24 protein-coding genes are annotated in these 17,000 nt (G+C 38.1%); 1 reads left to right on the top strand and 23 read right to left on the bottom strand.

Going from position 1 to position 17,000, the window contains the following annotated elements:
• The 15 genes from RCG22_RS22945 to spoIIIAA all read right to left on the bottom strand — a co-directional run bounded on the left by RCG22_RS22945 (position 1) and on the right by spoIIIAA (position 11,119).
• Positions 1–234 carry an exodeoxyribonuclease VII small subunit gene (locus RCG22_RS22945; RefSeq protein WP_066257472.1) on the bottom strand — a complete coding sequence of 78 codons (234 nt, stop codon included), beginning with the start codon at positions 232–234 and terminating at the stop codon, positions 1–3.
• On the bottom strand, positions 224–1,582 hold the full coding sequence (gene xseA / locus RCG22_RS22940; protein WP_308104844.1) for an exodeoxyribonuclease VII large subunit: 1,359 nt from the start codon (positions 1,580–1,582) through the stop codon (positions 224–226). The genes RCG22_RS22945 and xseA overlap by 11 nt, the downstream gene beginning before the upstream one ends.
• 104 nt (positions 1,583–1,686) lie before the next feature.
• Positions 1,687–2,544: a bifunctional methylenetetrahydrofolate dehydrogenase/methenyltetrahydrofolate cyclohydrolase FolD gene (gene folD, locus RCG22_RS22935; RefSeq protein ID WP_098261750.1), complete on the bottom strand. Its 858-nt coding sequence runs from the start codon at positions 2,542–2,544 to the stop codon at positions 1,687–1,689.
• Positions 2,545–2,583: 39 nt separating this feature from the next.
• Complete coding sequence (nusB, locus tag RCG22_RS22930; protein ID WP_098261751.1) at positions 2,584–2,982, bottom strand: transcription antitermination factor NusB; 399 nt, start codon at positions 2,980–2,982, stop codon at positions 2,584–2,586.
• A gap of 230 nt (positions 2,983–3,212) precedes the next feature.
• Complete coding sequence (locus RCG22_RS22925) at positions 3,213–3,623, bottom strand: Asp23/Gls24 family envelope stress response protein (protein WP_066257480.1); 411 nt, start codon at positions 3,621–3,623, stop codon at positions 3,213–3,215.
• Between the two features lie 18 nt (positions 3,624–3,641).
• Positions 3,642–4,997: an acetyl-CoA carboxylase biotin carboxylase subunit gene (gene accC / locus RCG22_RS22920; RefSeq protein WP_308104842.1), complete on the bottom strand. Its 1,356-nt coding sequence runs from the start codon at positions 4,995–4,997 to the stop codon at positions 3,642–3,644.
• 18 nt (positions 4,998–5,015) lie between these two features.
• Positions 5,016–5,525, bottom strand: coding sequence for an acetyl-CoA carboxylase biotin carboxyl carrier protein (gene accB, locus RCG22_RS22915; protein WP_308104841.1), 510 nt, complete (start codon positions 5,523–5,525; stop codon positions 5,016–5,018).
• A gap of 455 nt (positions 5,526–5,980) precedes the next feature.
• Positions 5,981–6,532: a SpoIIIAH-like family protein gene (locus tag RCG22_RS22910; RefSeq protein WP_308104840.1), complete on the bottom strand. Its 552-nt coding sequence runs from the start codon at positions 6,530–6,532 to the stop codon at positions 5,981–5,983.
• 15 nt (positions 6,533–6,547) lie between these two features.
• Positions 6,548–7,198 (bottom strand): stage III sporulation protein AG, encoded by a 651-nt coding sequence (spoIIIAG, locus tag RCG22_RS22905; RefSeq protein ID WP_098259478.1) that lies wholly within the window; start codon positions 7,196–7,198, stop codon positions 6,548–6,550.
• Positions 7,191–7,820 (bottom strand): stage III sporulation protein AF, encoded by a 630-nt coding sequence (spoIIIAF, locus tag RCG22_RS22900; protein WP_098259479.1) that lies wholly within the window; start codon positions 7,818–7,820, stop codon positions 7,191–7,193. The genes spoIIIAG and spoIIIAF overlap by 8 nt, the downstream gene beginning before the upstream one ends.
• Positions 7,821–7,831: 11 nt before the next feature.
• The gene (gene spoIIIAE, locus RCG22_RS22895) at positions 7,832–9,031 is read right to left on the bottom strand and encodes a stage III sporulation protein AE (protein WP_308104839.1); all 1,200 of its coding nucleotides are present in this window, start codon (positions 9,029–9,031) and stop codon (positions 7,832–7,834) included.
• 27 nt (positions 9,032–9,058) lie between these two features.
• Complete coding sequence (spoIIIAD, locus tag RCG22_RS22890; protein ID WP_082797446.1) at positions 9,059–9,508, bottom strand: stage III sporulation protein AD; 450 nt, start codon at positions 9,506–9,508, stop codon at positions 9,059–9,061.
• Positions 9,465–9,668: a stage III sporulation protein AC gene (gene spoIIIAC / locus RCG22_RS22885; protein WP_066060661.1), complete on the bottom strand. Its 204-nt coding sequence runs from the start codon at positions 9,666–9,668 to the stop codon at positions 9,465–9,467. Before spoIIIAC ends, spoIIIAD begins: the two co-directional genes overlap by 44 nt.
• A gap of 11 nt (positions 9,669–9,679) precedes the next feature.
• Positions 9,680–10,195, bottom strand: coding sequence for a stage III sporulation protein SpoIIIAB (gene spoIIIAB, locus RCG22_RS22880; protein ID WP_098259481.1), 516 nt, complete (start codon positions 10,193–10,195; stop codon positions 9,680–9,682).
• The gene (gene spoIIIAA, locus RCG22_RS22875; protein WP_308104838.1) at positions 10,196–11,119 is read right to left on the bottom strand and encodes a stage III sporulation protein AA; all 924 of its coding nucleotides are present in this window, start codon (positions 11,117–11,119) and stop codon (positions 10,196–10,198) included. It lies immediately after the preceding gene.
• A gap of 207 nt (positions 11,120–11,326) precedes the next feature.
• On the opposite strand from spoIIIAA, the gene RCG22_RS22870 reads away from it, so the two are divergent.
• Positions 11,327–11,995: an SIMPL domain-containing protein gene (locus RCG22_RS22870; protein ID WP_308104836.1), complete on the top strand. Its 669-nt coding sequence runs from the start codon at positions 11,327–11,329 to the stop codon at positions 11,993–11,995.
• A gap of 219 nt (positions 11,996–12,214) precedes the next feature.
• Here the strand turns inward: RCG22_RS22870 and RCG22_RS22865 are convergent, their stop codons facing one another.
• From RCG22_RS22865 to RCG22_RS22830, 8 genes are all read right to left on the bottom strand, one after another.
• Positions 12,215–12,727, bottom strand: a complete 513-nt coding sequence (locus RCG22_RS22865) for a TlpA family protein disulfide reductase (protein WP_308104834.1) — start codon at positions 12,725–12,727, stop codon at positions 12,215–12,217.
• A gap of 78 nt (positions 12,728–12,805) precedes the next feature.
• The gene (locus RCG22_RS22860; protein WP_082797430.1) at positions 12,806–12,937 is read right to left on the bottom strand and encodes a CcmD family protein; all 132 of its coding nucleotides are present in this window, start codon (positions 12,935–12,937) and stop codon (positions 12,806–12,808) included.
• Positions 12,938–12,949: 12 nt separating this feature from the next.
• Positions 12,950–13,711, bottom strand: coding sequence for a cytochrome c biogenesis protein (locus tag RCG22_RS22855; protein WP_308104833.1), 762 nt, complete (start codon positions 13,709–13,711; stop codon positions 12,950–12,952).
• 3 nt (positions 13,712–13,714) lie between these two features.
• Positions 13,715–14,395: a heme exporter protein CcmB gene (locus tag RCG22_RS22850; RefSeq protein ID WP_066257507.1), complete on the bottom strand. Its 681-nt coding sequence runs from the start codon at positions 14,393–14,395 to the stop codon at positions 13,715–13,717.
• A complete protein-coding gene (locus tag RCG22_RS22845; protein WP_066257509.1) occupies positions 14,392–15,096 on the bottom strand; it encodes an ABC transporter ATP-binding protein in 705 nt (234 codons plus the stop codon). The genes RCG22_RS22850 and RCG22_RS22845 overlap by 4 nt, the downstream gene beginning before the upstream one ends.
• 24 nt (positions 15,097–15,120) lie before the next feature.
• Positions 15,121–16,110: a hypothetical protein gene (locus tag RCG22_RS22840; RefSeq protein ID WP_308104832.1), complete on the bottom strand. Its 990-nt coding sequence runs from the start codon at positions 16,108–16,110 to the stop codon at positions 15,121–15,123.
• Positions 16,107–16,481, bottom strand: coding sequence for a hypothetical protein (locus RCG22_RS22835; RefSeq protein WP_308104831.1), 375 nt, complete (start codon positions 16,479–16,481; stop codon positions 16,107–16,109). The genes RCG22_RS22840 and RCG22_RS22835 overlap by 4 nt, the downstream gene beginning before the upstream one ends.
• 12 nt (positions 16,482–16,493) lie before the next feature.
• The gene (locus RCG22_RS22830; RefSeq protein ID WP_308104830.1) at positions 16,494–17,000 is read right to left on the bottom strand and encodes a cytochrome c-type biogenesis protein; all 507 of its coding nucleotides are present in this window, start codon (positions 16,998–17,000) and stop codon (positions 16,494–16,496) included.

Below are 17,000 nucleotides of genomic sequence, written 5' to 3'. Positions count from 1 at the left end.
TTATTCCTCCTCATCAATCGTAAAACTCTCCGTTCGCCCGTCCTCATGTATTATTTGAGTTAATTGTTCCTCTACACTTTTTAATTTATCATGGCAAAGTTTAGATAATTCCATACCTTCTTTATAGAAGATAATTGCTTCTTCTAAAGGTACATCTCCTTCTTCGAGCTTATCTACGATTTGCTCTAATTTTGTCATAGCATCTTCAAAGGAAATTTTATTTTCATTCGTCACGTTCTTCGCTCTCCTTAATATTCTCAACTTTACAGAAAAGACTTCCATCTGTTAATTGTATCTGGATTTGCTCATTCATATTAACTTGATTTATGCTTTTAATCAGCCGGTTTTCTTCCGAATATGCCAGACTATATCCACGCTCCATAATTTTCAATGGGCTTAATGCCCCTAGAGTCGATAGAATCCGGTCAAAATCGGTTTGTTTTTTCGAAAGAACTTGTTGCATCGCCCGTTTTATCTCTTTATTGGTTAGTTCTAAACGTTTTTGAGCTTCAAGTAATAGTTCACTTGGATGATTTCTTTGCAAGCGTTTAGATAGGATTTCGTGTTGACCTTTTTTTATTAGTGACAATCTGGACGCTCCGCGAACAAGCATTTCTGTTAATTTATCAACCTGCTCAAGCTTCTGTTCATAAAGTCGATGTGGATAGCGAAAGGCATATGATTTCTGAACTCGGATCAATCGTTCCTTTTCAAACTGGAATTTCCCCTTCATCGTGCGAAGAAGGCGAGATTGCCGCTGTAATACTCTTTCGAATAACTCATCAATTTGTGGGACGGCCAGTTCTGCAGCAGCTGTCGGAGTTGGAGCTCGTAAATCCGACACAAAATCTGCAATGGTAAAATCGGTTTCATGACCGACAGCGGATATGATGGGGATCTCTGAAGTAAATATTGCACGGGCAACGAGCTCTTCATTAAAAGCCCACAATTCCTCTATTGACCCTCCACCTCGTCCGACAATAAGCACATCAATTTCATTCATGCGATTCGCTTTAGTAATAGCACTCGCAATCGAAGGTGCTGCTTTATCCCCTTGTACGAGGGCAGGGAGAACAAGAATATTTGCAATTGGATAACGTCTTTTAATTGTCGTGATGACATCTCTAATCGCTGCTCCTGTTGGTGAGGTAATCACACCAACTGTTCTGGGATATAAAGGGATTGGCTTCTTTGTTTCCTTCGCAAATAATCCCTCTAATTCAAGTCTTTGTTTTAGCTGTTCATAAGCTAAAAACAATTCACCTATGCCATCCGGCCGCATTTCCTTAATATATATCTGATATTGACCACTTGGTTCATAGAGGGAAATTTCTCCGCGGACGATTACTTTCATGCCGTTTTCCGGAGTGAATTTCATTGTCCTTGATTGACTCGAAAACATAACTGCCAGAATACGGGCTTTTTCATCTTTTAAGGTAAAATACATATGACCGCTCGAATGCTGCTTATAATTTGAAATTTCACCTCTAACATGAACATCCCGTAAATGTGGATCTGCATCAAATTTTCTTTTTATGTATTTAGTTAAAGCATTCACAGATAAGTATCTTTTTTCTTGCATAGGAAACTCCTTTTTTGACCAACCGAGTCAAATGAAAACTCTTTGATTAGCGAAAAACTGTCCTTATCTAATAAAGTTGATAAAAGATAAGGACAATATCGTAGTTAATTGCGATTAAGGCTTTCTGCTGCTGATTTTAATGTATTGAACATTAGCATCGTAATGGTCATCGGTCCAACTCCCTTTGGAACTGGAGTGATGTATCCGGCTTTTTCACTTACTTCAGCAAAAGCAACATCACCGCAAAGCTTTCCGGCTTCATTACGATTGATACCAACATCAATAACAACTGCACCGTCTTTAACATGATCAGCCGTAATAAAGTTCGGAATCCCAACAGCTGCTATAAGGATATCCGCTTGATTTGTATGCCCCTTTAAGTCCTTTGTTTTAGAGTGGCAATAAGTTACTGTTGCATGTTGATTTAAAAATAATTGACCGACCGGCTTTCCGACAATATTACTTCTTCCAACCACGACCACATGCTTCCCTGCAACTGAAATCCCTGTTTCTTCCAGTAGTACCATAATGCCGTATGGTGTACATGGTAAAAAGGCATTTTGCCCTGTCATCATCCTGCCGATATTAATCGGGTGAAATCCATCCACATCCTTAAAAGGAGAGATTGATTCAATTACCTTTGTTTCATCAATGTGTTTGGGGATTGGTAACTGAACTAAAATGCCATGGATTTGATTGTCCATGTTTAATTCTTCAATTTTTGATAATAATTCCTGTTCAGAAGTTTCCTCTGGTAATTCAATTAATACTGAATTCATCCCAAGTTCCTTGCAGGCTTTTTCTTTATTGGTTACATACGTCCGAGAAGCATGGTTATTTCCAACAAGAATAACGGCTAGTCCTGGTGTTACCCCAAGCTTTTTGAGTTTGCTGACTTCTTCAGCAATTTCCATTCTTTTCTTTTCAGCAATTTCTTTTCCATTAATAATAGTAGCGGTCATTTTCTCTTCTCCCTTTGTTCTTAGCGAGGACCTAATCAATTAATCGTTCAGAACCATTTGCTTTACCTTTGAAAGAACTCCATTAATAAACTTACTTGATTGGTCGTCACCGAATATTTTTGCAATCTCAATGGCTTCATCCAAAACAACATTTTCTGGAACTTCATTCCGAAAAAACTTCATTTCATATGTAGCTATTCTTAATAAATTTCGATCAACCGTTGCCAGCCGATCTATGGTCCATTTTTCGAGATTTTCACCTATTAACTTGTCTATTAAGGATTTTTGTTCGACTACCCCTAGAACAAGTCTAGATAGATACTCGTCACCCGCCTCTCCTTGTAACACATGTTCAATCGCTGCAGACGGCTCAGTGTTGCTGATATCGATTTGAAAAAGTGCCTGCAATGCCTTTTCCCTTGCTGTTCTTCTTTTCATTATACCTTTAACTCCTTTAGAGAAATTGATTTATTTTTGTCTATTTTTCATACGGTGAAGCTACTATAAGTAATAAATATTCATATAGGATGCACATAAAAGATAATAGCATAACTAAAAACGATTAGCACTCTAAGGTTAATATTTTTCCAATATGTAAGCACTTTTATTTAAAACTTCTTTTTCGAAAAAGAAAAACCAAAGGATGTGCTCCTTTGGTTTCCAAACTTTTAGACTTCTGACTCCACGATCTCCGGTTCATTCTTATGGTTTTCAAATTGAATTCCAACCACATGAATGTTTACTTCTTCGGCATCTAAAGCAGTCATATTTAACAAAGCTTGACGAATATTATCCTGTACTTTTCCAGCGACTGATGGAATAGATATTCCAAACTTCATCATGCAATAAACATCTACCTTAATTCCCGACTCAGTTAGTTCAACTTTAACGCCTTTGCCATGGTTTTTTTTCCCTAAGCGCTCAACCACACCTGTTGCAAAATTCCCACGCATCGCAGCTACTCCTTCTACCTCAGACGCTGCAATGCCAGCAATGACCTCAATGACTTCAGGAGCAATTTCAACTTTTCCATGACCGTTACTGCCTTGTTCCATTTCCAAGACACTAAACTCACTCATTCAAAACACCTCCAGATATTAATTAGACTTCATTACATCATGCAATTCCAAGAACTTCGTATTAAATCCGCCCTCGACAAACTTTTCATGATCCAACAGTTTTAAATGGAACGGAATCGTTGTATGGATCCCTTCAACAACGAATTCACTTAATGCACGTTTCATTCTTGAAATTGCCTCTTCTCTGGTTGCACCATATGCAATGACTTTCGCAATCATGGAATCGTAATAAGGTGGAATCGTATACCCTGGATAAGCTGCTGAATCGATACGTACACCAAATCCACCAGGAGGAAGGTACATGTTGATTTTCCCAGCAGAAGGGAGGAAATTCTTTTCTGGATTTTCAGCATTAATTCGACACTCGATTGCCCATCCATTAAAAGTCACATCTTGTTGTTTTAACTTTAACTTCTCTCCGGAAGCCACTCGGATTTGTTCTTTAATAAGATCTATTCCAGTGACCATCTCAGTAACAGGATGTTCCACCTGAATCCTCGTGTTCATTTCCATAAAGTAAAACTTTCTATTGCGGTAGTCATATATAAATTCTACTGTTCCCGCACCTGAATAATCAACTGCTTTCGCAGCTTTTACTGCGGCATCTCCCATTTCTTCTCTTATTTCTCCATCTAATGCTGGTGAAGGAGATTCTTCAAGAAGTTTTTGCAACCTGCGCTGGATCGAGCAATCTCTTTCTCCTAAGTGAATGGTGTTTCCAAAGGAATCGGCAAGAACCTGAATTTCAACATGACGAAAATCTTCAATGTATTTTTCAATATATACTCCAGGATTACCAAAAGCAGTCATCGCTTCTTGCTGGGTGATACTTATACCTTTAATTAATTCCTGCTCATTCTTGGCAACGCGTATCCCTTTGCCGCCACCGCCTGCTGTTGCTTTTATTATCACTGGGTATTGGATCTTTTTCACAAGTTCAAATGCCTCATCAATATCATTAATAATACCGGTTGAACCTGGAACAATTGGGACGCCCGCTTTCCGCATCGTTTCCCTTGCGATATCCTTTGTACCCATTTTTGTAATGGCTTCTGGGCTTGGGCCAACAAATATTATGTTACATTCGCGGCAAAGATCTGCGAAATCAGCATTTTCGGCTAAGAAACCATATCCTGGGTGAATCGCATCACAAGCTGTAAGCTTTGCGACACTAATCAAATTTGTAACGTTTAAATAACTGTCTTTTGATGGGGTAGGACCAATGCAATAGGCTTCATCTGCAAGTTGGACGTGCAATGCTTCACGGTCCGCTTCCGAGTAAACGGCAACTGTTTCAATCCCCATTTCCCGGCAGGCTCTAATAATTCTAACTGCAATTTCCCCTCTGTTTGCAATTAACAGTTTTTTGATCATGCTGTTATCGCTCCTAACTTAAAGCTTTACTAAAAATAAAGGCTGCCCGTATTCTACTAATTGTCCACTTTTAGCAAGAACTTCAACAATTTCGCCGTTTATTTCCGCTTCAATCTCATTAAATAATTTCATTGCTTCGACAATACAAACAATTGAATCCTTTGTTACAGTCGAACCAACTTTAACATATGCGTCAGCGTCTGGAGTTGGTGAAGCATAGAATGTCCCAACCATCGGAGAAACAATTTTATGAAGATTTGTAGTGTCTGCTTGGTTAGCCGTTTCTGCTTCCTGAAGTTCCTGCTTTGATTCTTGAATGGTAACAGAAGGTGTCGCTGTCGCTAAAACCGGTTGTGGCGTTAATACAGTTTCAACTTCTTGTGGAACTGAATTTATTTGTGAAACATATGTAGCGGCAACATTTTTTTTCATTTTGATTTTTGAACCTTCGTTTTCATATACAAATTCATCAATACTTGACTGATCCACCAATTTTATCAATTCGCGAATTTCTTGTACTTTTAACATTGAGTTACACCCCTCGTACTACAAAATTATGACTAACTACTATAACTATACGATAATACCTAGTAAAAGTTCAATGATGTATGTTATCACCTTTTAAAATTTCCTTTTTGCCTCTCACCTTTATCATAATATTTTTCTTAACAAAAGGGAATTTTTACTGTGACAGTCATTCAACATATTATTTTAACCTATTTCATATCAAACAATCAAAATAAGGAAAGTCGGTTGACGACTTTGAAACATGTCTGTTGCTTTGCGCTCCAGGCACTTCGCTTTCCGCGGGCGTTCCGGGGAGTCTTCGTACCTTCCGCGCAAATCAACAGAGTGTAATATTCATTTAAGACCCTCAACTCATAAAAATTAGTATTTTAGATTAGACAAAATAAAAAATTGCCGAGAAAAATAGTCTTTCTCGACAATCTGGGAAAGTGGCTGACTTTCCTTTTTACATTGATTTATTTTGTTGGTTGGAATTCTACGGCTACATAATTGGTCTCGCCAATTTCCTTTTTCACCTGTAAGATGATCTTATTAGCTTCTGTGGCTGAAGGCTTCTTTTTGGATTTTACTGTAACTCTGACTTTTTCACCATCTGCTCTAACTAAAGCATCTTCATAACCCATGGTTTTGATTAAGGTTTCAAGAATTTCTTCTTTTTGAGCAGTTTGATTCAATTTATCCATCTGGTCCTTTACCTTAGACCGCTCGACGGCAGGTAGATCAGTGGAGGCTAACTCAGTTGTTAATTCCTCTTGCTGTTCACTCCTTAGGTCATTAAGTTTCATTCGTAATTCTTCAAACTGCTCATCACCCGCCACGGTTGATACAATCGTTTTATCTACTTTAGATTCCGTTTTTGTTTTCCCTTTATTTTGCTCCTTCGCATCTTGCTTTATAGCCGCCAAATCATTGCTCTTCTGCTCGGGTGAAGTAATGTAATAAACAGACAATACAACCACTAAACTTAACATTGTTAATAACCAGACTGTTTGTTTTTTCAATAGCATATAAAAACACCCCTTTTATTTTTTAGGCATGACTGCAACGCGGTGGCTTGGTACATCTAAAGTGCGCGTGACTGCCTCAACAATCCACTTTTTCACTTGTATATTCTCTGCACCTTTCGCAACCACTAAGACACCGCGAATGACAGGTTTTTTCGTTTCTACTACAATAGGAACCTCTTTTTCGCCTTCGCGGATAATCACAAGTTGTTCATCTGTTGAGGCTTCCTGTACTTTACGCTGCCCGCCATCGCGATCTGTTTCTTCTGTCGTTTGTGATTTAGAAACCCTATTTTTTTCAAGAACTTTCTTATCAGTAGCATCAATATTGACAACAACTGTCACATCGTTTACCCCTAACATTTGTTGGAGGGCTTTCTTCAGCTGATTTTCATATTTTTCTTCATATTTATCTACTGCCTTATTGCCAGAGCCCTTATTTAACCCAAATGCCGGGACATCTTCGGCGGCTACCTTTCCGCTCGTCGTAACAGCTGTATCAGCTGCATTCGAGTTTGTTTTAAATACAATATTGCCCACAAGCATTAATGCGGCTCCGATACATAAAACGACGAGCATATACTGGTATTTCCCTGGTTTTTTATCAGATTTACCTTCTATTTTTAGTACCTTTTTGAGCCATGAAAATGGTCCTTGGTTGTTATCCATTATTCTTTTTAATCCCCCCTTCAATCGAAACTTCAACTGTTTTTTCGGTCACATTCCATTTTTGCGAAAGAAAAGCGGCTATTTTTTCAGCTTCTTCTGTTGAGCTTTTGGATGGAAGAGGTGTTTCTGTGTTAATTTCGACTTGTTTGATTGCTTCGACTGTCTTCACTTCATTTTCTGGTTGTTTCAGAAGAACCGTAACCTTTTGGAGGTTGTCTGGGAATGCTTGGTCGCTTTCTTCATTTGTAGCTAGATCAATTTTTGCTATCTCCAATCCGTATTGTTCCATCAACTCCTCTTTCACGTCCTTTTTCAGTTGGACAGCCATTTCTTCTAAAATATATGCATGTTGTTGGGCTTGTATTTCTTTTTTCTTTAAATCTATTGAATTTTTCATATTTTTTTCTCCAGGGGCTTGATAAGAAGGGATTGAACCCAATGCTGTTTCAAAGTCCTTTGAGATCAATTTAAAGATTGGCGTCAGAATAATCGCAATTAAGAGGAGGCCTGTAACCATTTTTGTGTATTTTTGCATACTTGAATTGGGGAGGAGCATATCAATGACCGTGGCTAACAGGATAAATAAAATAATATTAGTTACCCACTCTATTAAAAATCCCATATGAATCCTCCCTATCTCATCATCATTGTTAGATTGCCGGCCGCCACAATAACCGTTATACATAAAAAGAACATCAATGAAACAATCCCTAAAGCAGCAAACACATAAATGACACTTTTACTGATAATATCCAAGCAGGTAATAATTGGCCCGCCGCCTAATGGCTGCAAGATAGCTGCCGCAAATTTATAGATAAAGGCAATCATTAAAATTTTTATAGCCGGGAAAGCGACAATGATAAGCAAAATCCCAACCCCGGCGATGCCGACTGTATTTTTTAATAGGACCGATGCTCCAACCACCGTATCAGTGGCATCTGTAAACATCCGGCCGATAACTGGTATAAAGTTTCCAGTCACAAATTTTGCTGTCCTGATGGTTATTCCGTCTGTTACAGCAGCTGATGCGCCTTGAACGGATATAACACCTAGGAACACGGTCAAGAAGAGGCCCATTAACCCAATACACCAGTTCCTTAGCAGCGCTGCTAATTGGGAAACCTTATACTGTTCTGACATCGTGCTTACTATACTCAACAAAGTTGCTAAGAAAAGAAGAGGCAGGATAATATACTGCATAAACATACCGCTTATATTCATTAAAAATAAAATCACCGGATGAAAAAAAGCTGCTGAGATCAGCCCGCCGGAAGCTGCAATTAACGCAAGTAAGAGTGGGACAAGTGCCAGTACAAAGGAGATCATCGATCCAATTGCCTCATTTGTATAAACGATAGCAATATGGAAACTATTCAAGGCAATAATCACTAAGACCATATACACAATTGAATAGGCAACCTTGCTAATCGTGCTTTTCTCAAACGCGTTCTGCATGGATTGAAGAAACATACTAAATATGGTTAGCATAATCAACGACCCTAGTAATTTTCCGTTAGAAACGAACTCTTGGAAAGCAAACTTTACTACTCCCAATCCCCACTGTTTAAACGAGAATTTCTTTTCACCGCTGACAAAATCATACAAGCTTCCCTTTTGGCTTTCAGGAAGAAATCCACCATATTTATTAGTAATATCCTCCCAAAATTGTTTGAGTTCTGTCATATCGAGGGATTTAAGCTGGGCATCCACTAATTCCTGCGGAGAAAGTGGATTTGACGGGTCTTTGGTCTCGTCAGCAGCTTGTACACCTGAAAATGATAAAAAAAAGAATACAAGAATCATAATGGGAATAAACTGCATTCGCTGCTTCATTTTTACACCTCTTTTTACGGACTTTCATTAGCTCGGAATAAGTTTGATGATTGTTTCAATTAAAACAGTTAAAATCGGGATTGCCATTGCAAGGATAATAATTTTTCCTGCTAATTCAATTTTAGAGGAGAGAGCTCCCTGGCCGGCGTCCTTCGTAATCTGGGTGGCAAATTCAGCGATATAAGCAATTCCAATAATTTTTAATATCGTTTCAATATAAACCATATTAACTTTTGCATTCACTGCCAGTTTTTCTAGCATATGAATGATTTCATATATTTTATCTACCAAAAAAAGGAAAATAACACAGCCAACAAAAACGATTAAAAGGAAAGCAAAATTTGGCTTCTGTTCTTTAACAATTAAGGCTAGAAAGGTTGCGACAAGTGCTATTCCGACTATTTTTATGATTTCAATCTTCGGACCCCCCCTTCTATTGATATAAAAATACTGATTTAATTTTTTGGAAGAGGTCATCCACAATAGATGCTACTTGAAATAAAATATAGATAAACCCAAACAATGTAACCCACTGCGCGTATTCCTTTTTCCCTACCTGGTCAAGAACTGTATGCAAAAAAGCAACAACGATTCCCACACCTGCAATTTTAAAAATAATATCTACTTCTAAACCCATTGCTTTTCCCCCTAAAATAATAAAATAATCAGTAATAATCCTGATAAGAATCCAAGGCTCTTGACCATCTTTTCATAAGTTACTTGGGCTTGAATCGCATCGGCCTCTTCTCTTTCAAGATGTGTCAGCGTCAGCATGATATGTTTTTGCTGGGAGATACGATCATGTCGACCAAGGGTTTCTCCAAATTGCTTCATGACTTCAAATTCGCCCTGCTTTAAAGCTGTGGAATTCCATATTTCCCTTAGTGAGGTTTCCCACGCCTCTTTAACGGTTGTCTCAGTGTCCGTTAATTTCTTGGAGAAGGACTCAAAAAAGGTTGAAAGCGGCTTTGAAAGCTGTTCAGCTAACCTCCTAGCAGCTTCATGTAACGGTGTATGGCCGTACATTATTTCTGCTTCAAGTGATTGCAGGGCAGTTCTTAAAGCACGAAGTTGCCTTGGTCGCTCGCTAAAGCGCCTGGAAATCTCAAATCCAATCCATGTGGTTGCGACAATAATGAATACAGCACCTATAAGCTTGATCATTTATGTCACTCTCACTTTTTGATTCATTTCTATACCATTTGCATCTAAAATATGTGTAACCGTTCCAGGTCCTGATTTCCTGCTTAGGACAACAAACCGTTGAAAGATTTTTTGATCAAGAATCTCACGTAAAGAGGGTCTGTTCCTTACTTCTTCGATGCTTGTCCCATGGGTGGTCATCATTAACCTTATCCCCGCGTGAACCGCTTCCTGGATGGCCTCGGCATCTTCTTTCCGGCCGATTTCATCAACAACCAAAATATCAGGGCTCATCGAGCGAATCATCATCATCATTCCTTCAGCTTTCGGGCAGGCATCTAGTACATCCAAACGGTCTCCAAACGTTAATTGCGGGATTCCATTCACACATCCGGCAATCTCACTGCGTTCATCTACAATCCCAACCTTACTTGCCTGTATGCCTTTCACTAACAACCCTGAAGAGGCGATTCTTGCAATATCCCGCAGTAACGTTGTTTTTCCGGTTTGCGGAGGACCAATCACCATTGTATGCATCCAATTCCCCTGGTAGATATACGGAATAATTGACTCAGCTATCCCAACTTTTTCTCTTGCTATCCGAATATTAAATGAGGAAATATCCCTAATTGCCTTTACCTTGCCACCTTCAAGGATAACCTTGCCGGCCAGACCAATCCGATGGCCACCGGAGACCGTTATAAACCCTTGCTTAAGTTCCTCTTCGAGAGTATAAATGGAGAAATGACTGATTTTATTCATGAGGTGAAACGCATCATCAGGTTGAATAATATACGATAAAAACTTAGGTGCACCCTTCAGTGTCATTTCAATCGGTCGATTAATGCGTATACGGATTTCTTCTAATTCTTCTTTTTGATTAGGAGGGATTGTGCTGATCAGGTCGGCAATTTTTTTAGGTAAAAAGTTTAGGATTGATTCCATGAAAGTATCCTCCTTGTATTTGCCTTTCTCATTATTTAAAATGTATGCCTGCTTGGTCACATTATGACTTTCAAATCTGTCATTTCTTTTCTATTTTTTTAGATTATTACTAGAACAAATAAGATAGGTTTAAACTTTTGTGGTTGGAACATTTTGAGGTGTCAGTCGTATTTTATAGAAAAGAATAATTGTAAAGGGGAGAGAGAAGTGTACAATTACCAGCCTTTAATCCGAACCGGATTGGCTCCCAAGGATCATTTAATCAAAGTGTCAGGTGAAGGAGAATTGGCTATCCCACCTGACTATGCTTCGGTAAACATGGGAGTTATCACAGATGGCAAGCAGTTAATTGCAGCCCAGCAGCAGAATTCGGTGGAGGTAACGAAAGTAATTGAAGCTCTTACCGCACTGGGAATTTCTAAAAATAATATCCAGACTTTTGATTATCGAATTGAATCCGTGTACGACTATGATCAAGGGAAACAAATTTTTCGCGGCTATAAAATAACTCATATCTTGCAGATAAAACTAGAGGATTTATCAATCATTGGGAAAATAGTGGATACCGCTGTACAAAACGGTGTGAACTATGTCTCTAATGTCCAATTTACGGTGAAGAACAAGGATGCCTTTTATAAGCAGGCCTTGGTACTTGCAGTAAATAATGCAACTGAAAAAGCAAAAACCATTGCAAGGACCTTAAATGTTGCGTTAATAACCACTCCGCACTTAATCGTTGAAGGAAGTAATAATATCCAGCCCGTTTTTAACCAGCCTGGGGCATTCGTGAAAGGCGCTGCTTCCACACAAATTGAACCAGGACAAATAATAGTCAAAGCAGAAGTAATCGCAGAGTTTCACTTCAAACTAATTTAATAAAAAAGGATTAAACCTGAAATCAGGTTCAATCCTTCTTTTGAAAGATAAGTATAAGTTTTTGAACCTAGATAACGGTCTAGCTCCAGCGCCCAACGGCTAGTGGACTTCGCTCTTTTCCCTACGATAAGTCAACATCGAATCGCTCCGCTCTCCGTGTTTCCTTTATCTCAGTCAAAGCGCTCCAGTCCATACGCCGCTAAACGGGCGCTTCCGCTTTTACTTTTTATCATACTTCTTTGCCCAATTATATAACTGCATTTCTGTCACCGGACCATTAAAGTGCTCTCTAATAATTCCTTGTTTATCAATCACAAATGTTTCAGGCTGCCCTGTCACATTATACATTTTTGAAACCTTCGCATTATAATCGAACAAATAGTTCATTCCAGCTTTATTATTATTTGTTACTTTATTAATCTTATCCATGGTCTCACCACGATTAATCATAAGAAAATGATATTGATCACCATATTCTTTTTGGAAAGCTTCTAATTCGGGTAACTCTTCTTTACATGGAGCGCACCAGCTTGCAAAATAGTTCAAAATAACTACTTCTCCCTTAAAATCAGTGAGTTTGGTTGTACTTCCATCCAAATTTGGCATCGAAAAATTATATGCCTTATCTCCAACATCTGTATGTTTTCCTTTTGTTACCATACTATAACCAAAGAAACCAAACATACCAACAATAAGAATCAATACGAGTAATTTGATGACCCGATTGTTCATCGTATTTCCTCCTGTCACCAGTAAAGTTCTATACAAAAGGCCTGTTAATACTTCACAGGCCTAATTATCAATACTAGTTTATTTTTCTAGTTGTTTTAGGAATTCAATTTCCTTCTTAAGCTTGGTATGTCTTTTGCCAAGAATTACCATATACCCAAAAATAACTACCCATGCAACAGAATAGGCACCATACATAAATTCAAAACCCATGATCAATTCCTCCTAGTTTTCCAAGTCTTCTCTTAACTTTTCTTTATAACGCTCGACTTTAATTTTCATTTTTTCAAAAGATACACCTTTATGGAGAAGATAAGAATAAAGAATAGTGAATGCAGCAAGTGAAACAAACAGTGCCACTAGCATCGTACCCTCAATGCCTCCACCTTTTTGAGAAGGACCCTCACCAAATACGATTGGATGAAACTTTGTTTGCCACCAGCGAATCGCGAAAAACACAATCGGAACATCCGCAAATCCAATAATTCCAAATACAGCAGCGAGTCTAGCTTTTTTATCCCATACACCATCCATTTGACGAATCATAATGTAGGCAATATAGATAAAAAACAGAATTAACGTAGTAATTAAGCGCGGTTCCCAAACCCACCAAGTATTCCAAGATGATTTTGCCCAAATAGGGCCGGTTGTTAAGACAATGATCGTAAAGACAACACCAATTTCAGCAGAAACATAAGCAAAAGTATCAAAAATTCTTTTCCGCTTCATTAAGAACAATATACTAAACACAAATGTTACAAAAAACGACATAAATGCCAGCCATGCAGAGCTAACATGAAAATAAAATATTTTTTGGGCTGCTCCCATCGTTACTTCTTCAGCAGCAAAGATAAAGATAAAATAAAGGGCGACCAACATGGATATAACTGTAGCACCAAACAAAATCTTAGAAAGATCTAGGCTTTTTTTAACAGTCAATTGAGATCCAGGAAGCACTGCTTTCTCTCGTTCGAGATTCATACTCATCACTTAAACCTCCAGCACATAATCAATTAATAAGAAACAAACAACAAAGAAGATAATATCGTACGCTGTGACCAACTGAATCCATGCTACAGCGCTTGAGAATTTCTCCATATTCGTTAAAATAATTCGTGTTGCTTGAACAACACCAATTAGAATGGGCGTTGTAATCGGAAACAGCAATAGTGGAAGCAGCATTTCACTACTTTTAGAATTGGCTGCCAAAGCAGCTAAGAATGTACCAATCGCGATAAATCCAAAACTGCCTAGGAAAACTACTAAAATAAAATAGGGAATACTGCCATAGAATTTGAAATCAAACAATAAAAACAAAAACGGGATTGAAACAAGTTCTACAATCAACATCATTGCGAAATTGGCTATGAACTTTCCTAAATAAATGCTGGCTGCTTCCATTGGAGCTACCAATAAACCTTGCATCGTGTCATTACGCTGCTCGGAAATAAATGATCTATTTAGACCTAATATTCCTGCAAAGACGATAATTACCCAAATGACACCCGGAATAACTGCTTTTGTTGTATTATTAGCAGGGTCAAAAGCAAAGCTGAAAACAACAATCACAAGACCTGCGAAAATAATCTGTGTCACCATAATTTGTTTCGTTTTTAATTCAGAATATAAATCCTTTTGGGCTAGTAAGAGGGCTGTTCGAAAAATGTTCATGATACTCCCTCCACTAATTGCTCATACTTTTCAGAGACAAAACCTAAGTTGTGATTTTCAATTCTAAAATCATCGACGATTTTTCCATTTTTCACAATAATGATTCTGTCACAGATTTCTGCTGCCTGTTTAAAATCATGTGTAACCATTAGGGTAGTCGTACCTTTAGCTTTCATGGAAAGAATAACGTTGTTAAGAATCACAATTGCGCCTTGGTCTAATCCTGTGTGCGGTTCGTCCAGAAGGAGAATCTCCGGCTCATGGACAATCGCTCGTGCAATCGCAATTCTTTGAATCATTCCGCGAGAAAAATTCTTGACCGGTTCATTTAAAAAGAATGACAATCCTACCTCTTTGACAAGTGCAATCGCTCGTTGTTCAACATTTTTAACACCATAGATATTCCCAAAGAAAATAAGATTTTCTAACGGAGTGTAATGATCGTAAAGCAAACTGGAATGGGGTAAATAACCCATTATTTTTTTTATTTCGATATGATTCTTTTTCAAATCCATACCATTAATCTTAATAACTCCTGATGTAGGCTTGATTAAGGTTGCAAGCACTTTAAGCAGCGTACTTTTTCCTGCACCATTTGGTCCTAGGATGGCAACCGTTTCTCCTTTTTTGATTGAGAGGTCTACACCACGAAGGATGAGCTTATTGTCAGCCTGCTTCGTAAGCTTTTTTATTTCTATCATTTGCTGTCTCTCCCATCCCAGCTACTACTCAACAAAATTACGTAATTTTATTTTTACTTGGACAAGATGCTGTTTATATGCTTCAAGCTTTGCATGGTATTCATCCTCTGAAAGCTTCCCATCACCGAAGGATTCTTCCAATTCAATAATCTTATCCATGATTGCTTTTTGCTTTGTCATTAACAGTTTAAAGGCATTCTCTTCCTTATCTGCTCCCAGTCTTTCTTCTTCCAGCCTTGCTTTCCTTCTAAAATAGATATAGTAGGAGATTCCCGCAATTACTATCGCTAATAAAATAATCATAAAGACATGTGGGTTAAATCGATGTAATGGTGACTGTGCCCAAATCCTAAGATGACCGGGATTATGAAAAGCAGGCGCAGTGTGTGTAACTGAACTATTACTCTCATTCGTTGTTTCAGACTTTTTAGTCTCATTCGCAGCGGGCTGTACATCTTTGTTATATTCAAGAGTAAACGCCTGGTTAGCTTTTATCCCTTCAATACTCCATCCAAAATAATTTTCGTCATCAAATTTGAAGCTACCTTGACTAGTCGCCACAGCACCATTAACTACAATGCTCCCTCTTCCTTCCGGAACGAGAATTTGCATCATTTGAACAGGATAGTCAGATGTAAAATTAATTTTTTCTCCCTTAGCCATCCTATAACTATATGGCAATACCTGGGTCTGATTGGCTGGAATTGGCGTCGTTGTGATGAAGCCTTTGTCAACTTCTTTAAAAGCAATTTGATTGTCTAAAAAATTTAAATCTTTTGCTCCTTCAGGTAAAGTGACCTTAAGTACTGCTTCACTTTTTCCGTCACCTTTATATTCCTTAGCAGCGGTATTTGTGTAGTTAACCATATTCATCATATTTGTTGAGCCGTCTTCACCCGGGCTGACAACGAGATAATGCATATCAATTGAAACCTTCGAATCAGATGCTGCTAATCCGTGAAACGGGATTAACAGCATTATTCCGAGGAAGAAAACTGTGATTTTTTTGATCACTTTCCTTCCCCCTTTTTGTTCTTATAGGATTTCATTTGAGCTTGAATTTCTTTTTCTACTTCGTCCATAAGATCTTTATCAACATTTGTTTCCATTAGTTGTTCTTCTTCCTTCATGATGATGGCAACTTCTGTTTCATATTGTTTCTTTAAAATTTTATAATCAGCATTTGAGATTTTATCCATCTTATACTCAAATTCTATTTCATTAAGAGTTGTTAACAGTGCCTCTTTCGAAGCCCCTATATCCTGACCTTTTGAACTAACCTGTAAATAAGTATCCCATTTGAATAACGGTGATAATATTAGAAAGAGGCAAGCCAATGCCAATATGGTAGTAAAAATCATCGAAATGACTGTGATATCTTGCATTATGTTCACATCCTAAAGATACTTTTTGCGTTCTTCATCGATCATGGATGATAGAATTTCTCCTTCTACTTCATCCTCTGTGTTTTGGTATTCAGCAACAGGTTCATCTGTCGCCTTCTTCTTAACCCATTTACGGATAATGAAGAATACAGCAATTCCAGCTACTCCTAGAACAACAAACGGAAGGACCCAAGCAGTTAAGCTAAAACCACTTTTCTCTGGCGAAGTTAATATCTCTTCACCATAAATATTGACATAATAGGCACGGATTTTATCCTTATCCCAGCCCTTATTCATCATATCTACTAAGTCTGCTTTAAACTCAGTAGTAAGGTTGCATGTATTGGGATCACACTCATAATGATCCTGACCACAGCCGCAAGTGCAGGCAAATTGCTGAGCAACAGCTTTGAATTCAGGAGACTTATAATCAATCTGTTTTGCTGCTTCAACACGAAGGAATGATCCCTGAAAGATAAACGCTATGATGAGAAGGCCAATATAAAGTTTATTTTTCAT

The organism is Neobacillus nitrireducens, from assembly GCF_030915405.1.
In the GTDB taxonomy this organism is placed as follows: Bacteria; Bacillota; Bacilli; order Bacillales; family Cytobacillaceae; genus Neobacillus.
Note: the sequence above shows the minus strand (reverse complement) of the source record. Positions and strands in the feature narration are given on the sequence as shown.

Coding starts and splice junctions, on each gene's coding strand:
- xseA (WP_308104844.1), bottom strand. CDS start 1,582: ATGCAAGAAAAAAGATACTTATCTGTGAATGCTTTAACTAAATACATA.
- folD (WP_098261750.1), bottom strand. CDS start 2,544: ATGACCGCTACTATTATTAATGGAAAAGAAATTGCTGAAAAGAAAAGA.
- nusB (WP_098261751.1), bottom strand. CDS start 2,982: ATGAAAAGAAGAACAGCAAGGGAAAAGGCATTGCAGGCACTTTTTCAA.
- RCG22_RS22925 (WP_066257480.1), bottom strand. CDS start 3,623: ATGAGTGAGTTTAGTGTCTTGGAAATGGAACAAGGCAGTAACGGTCAT.
- accC (WP_308104842.1), bottom strand. CDS start 4,997: ATGATCAAAAAACTGTTAATTGCAAACAGAGGGGAAATTGCAGTTAGA.
- accB (WP_308104841.1), bottom strand. CDS start 5,525: ATGTTAAAAGTACAAGAAATTCGCGAATTGATAAAATTGGTGGATCAG.
- RCG22_RS22910 (WP_308104840.1), bottom strand. CDS start 6,532: ATGCTATTGAAAAAACAAACAGTCTGGTTATTAACAATGTTAAGTTTA.
- spoIIIAG (WP_098259478.1), bottom strand. CDS start 7,198: ATGGATAACAACCAAGGACCATTTTCATGGCTCAAAAAGGTACTAAAA.
- spoIIIAF (WP_098259479.1), bottom strand. CDS start 7,820: ATGGGATTTTTAATAGAGTGGGTAACTAATATTATTTTATTTATCCTG.
- spoIIIAE (WP_308104839.1), bottom strand. CDS start 9,031: ATGAAGCAGCGAATGCAGTTTATTCCCATTATGATTCTTGTATTCTTT.
- spoIIIAD (WP_082797446.1), bottom strand. CDS start 9,508: ATGACCTCTTCCAAAAAATTAAATCAGTATTTTTATATCAATAGAAGG.
- spoIIIAC (WP_066060661.1), bottom strand. CDS start 9,668: ATGGGTTTAGAAGTAGATATTATTTTTAAAATTGCAGGTGTGGGAATC.
- spoIIIAB (WP_098259481.1), bottom strand. CDS start 10,195: ATGATCAAGCTTATAGGTGCTGTATTCATTATTGTCGCAACCACATGG.
- spoIIIAA (WP_308104838.1), bottom strand. CDS start 11,119: ATGGAATCAATCCTAAACTTTTTACCTAAAAAAATTGCCGACCTGATC.
- RCG22_RS22865 (WP_308104834.1), bottom strand. CDS start 12,727: ATGAACAATCGGGTCATCAAATTACTCGTATTGATTCTTATTGTTGGT.
- RCG22_RS22860 (WP_082797430.1), bottom strand. CDS start 12,937: ATGGGTTTTGAATTTATGTATGGTGCCTATTCTGTTGCATGGGTAGTT.
- RCG22_RS22855 (WP_308104833.1), bottom strand. CDS start 13,711: ATGAGTATGAATCTCGAACGAGAGAAAGCAGTGCTTCCTGGATCTCAA.
- RCG22_RS22850 (WP_066257507.1), bottom strand. CDS start 14,395: ATGAACATTTTTCGAACAGCCCTCTTACTAGCCCAAAAGGATTTATAT.
- RCG22_RS22845 (WP_066257509.1), bottom strand. CDS start 15,096: ATGATAGAAATAAAAAAGCTTACGAAGCAGGCTGACAATAAGCTCATC.
- RCG22_RS22835 (WP_308104831.1), bottom strand. CDS start 16,481: ATGCAAGATATCACAGTCATTTCGATGATTTTTACTACCATATTGGCA.
- RCG22_RS22830 (WP_308104830.1), bottom strand. CDS start 17,000: ATGAAAAATAAACTTTATATTGGCCTTCTCATCATAGCGTTTATCTTT.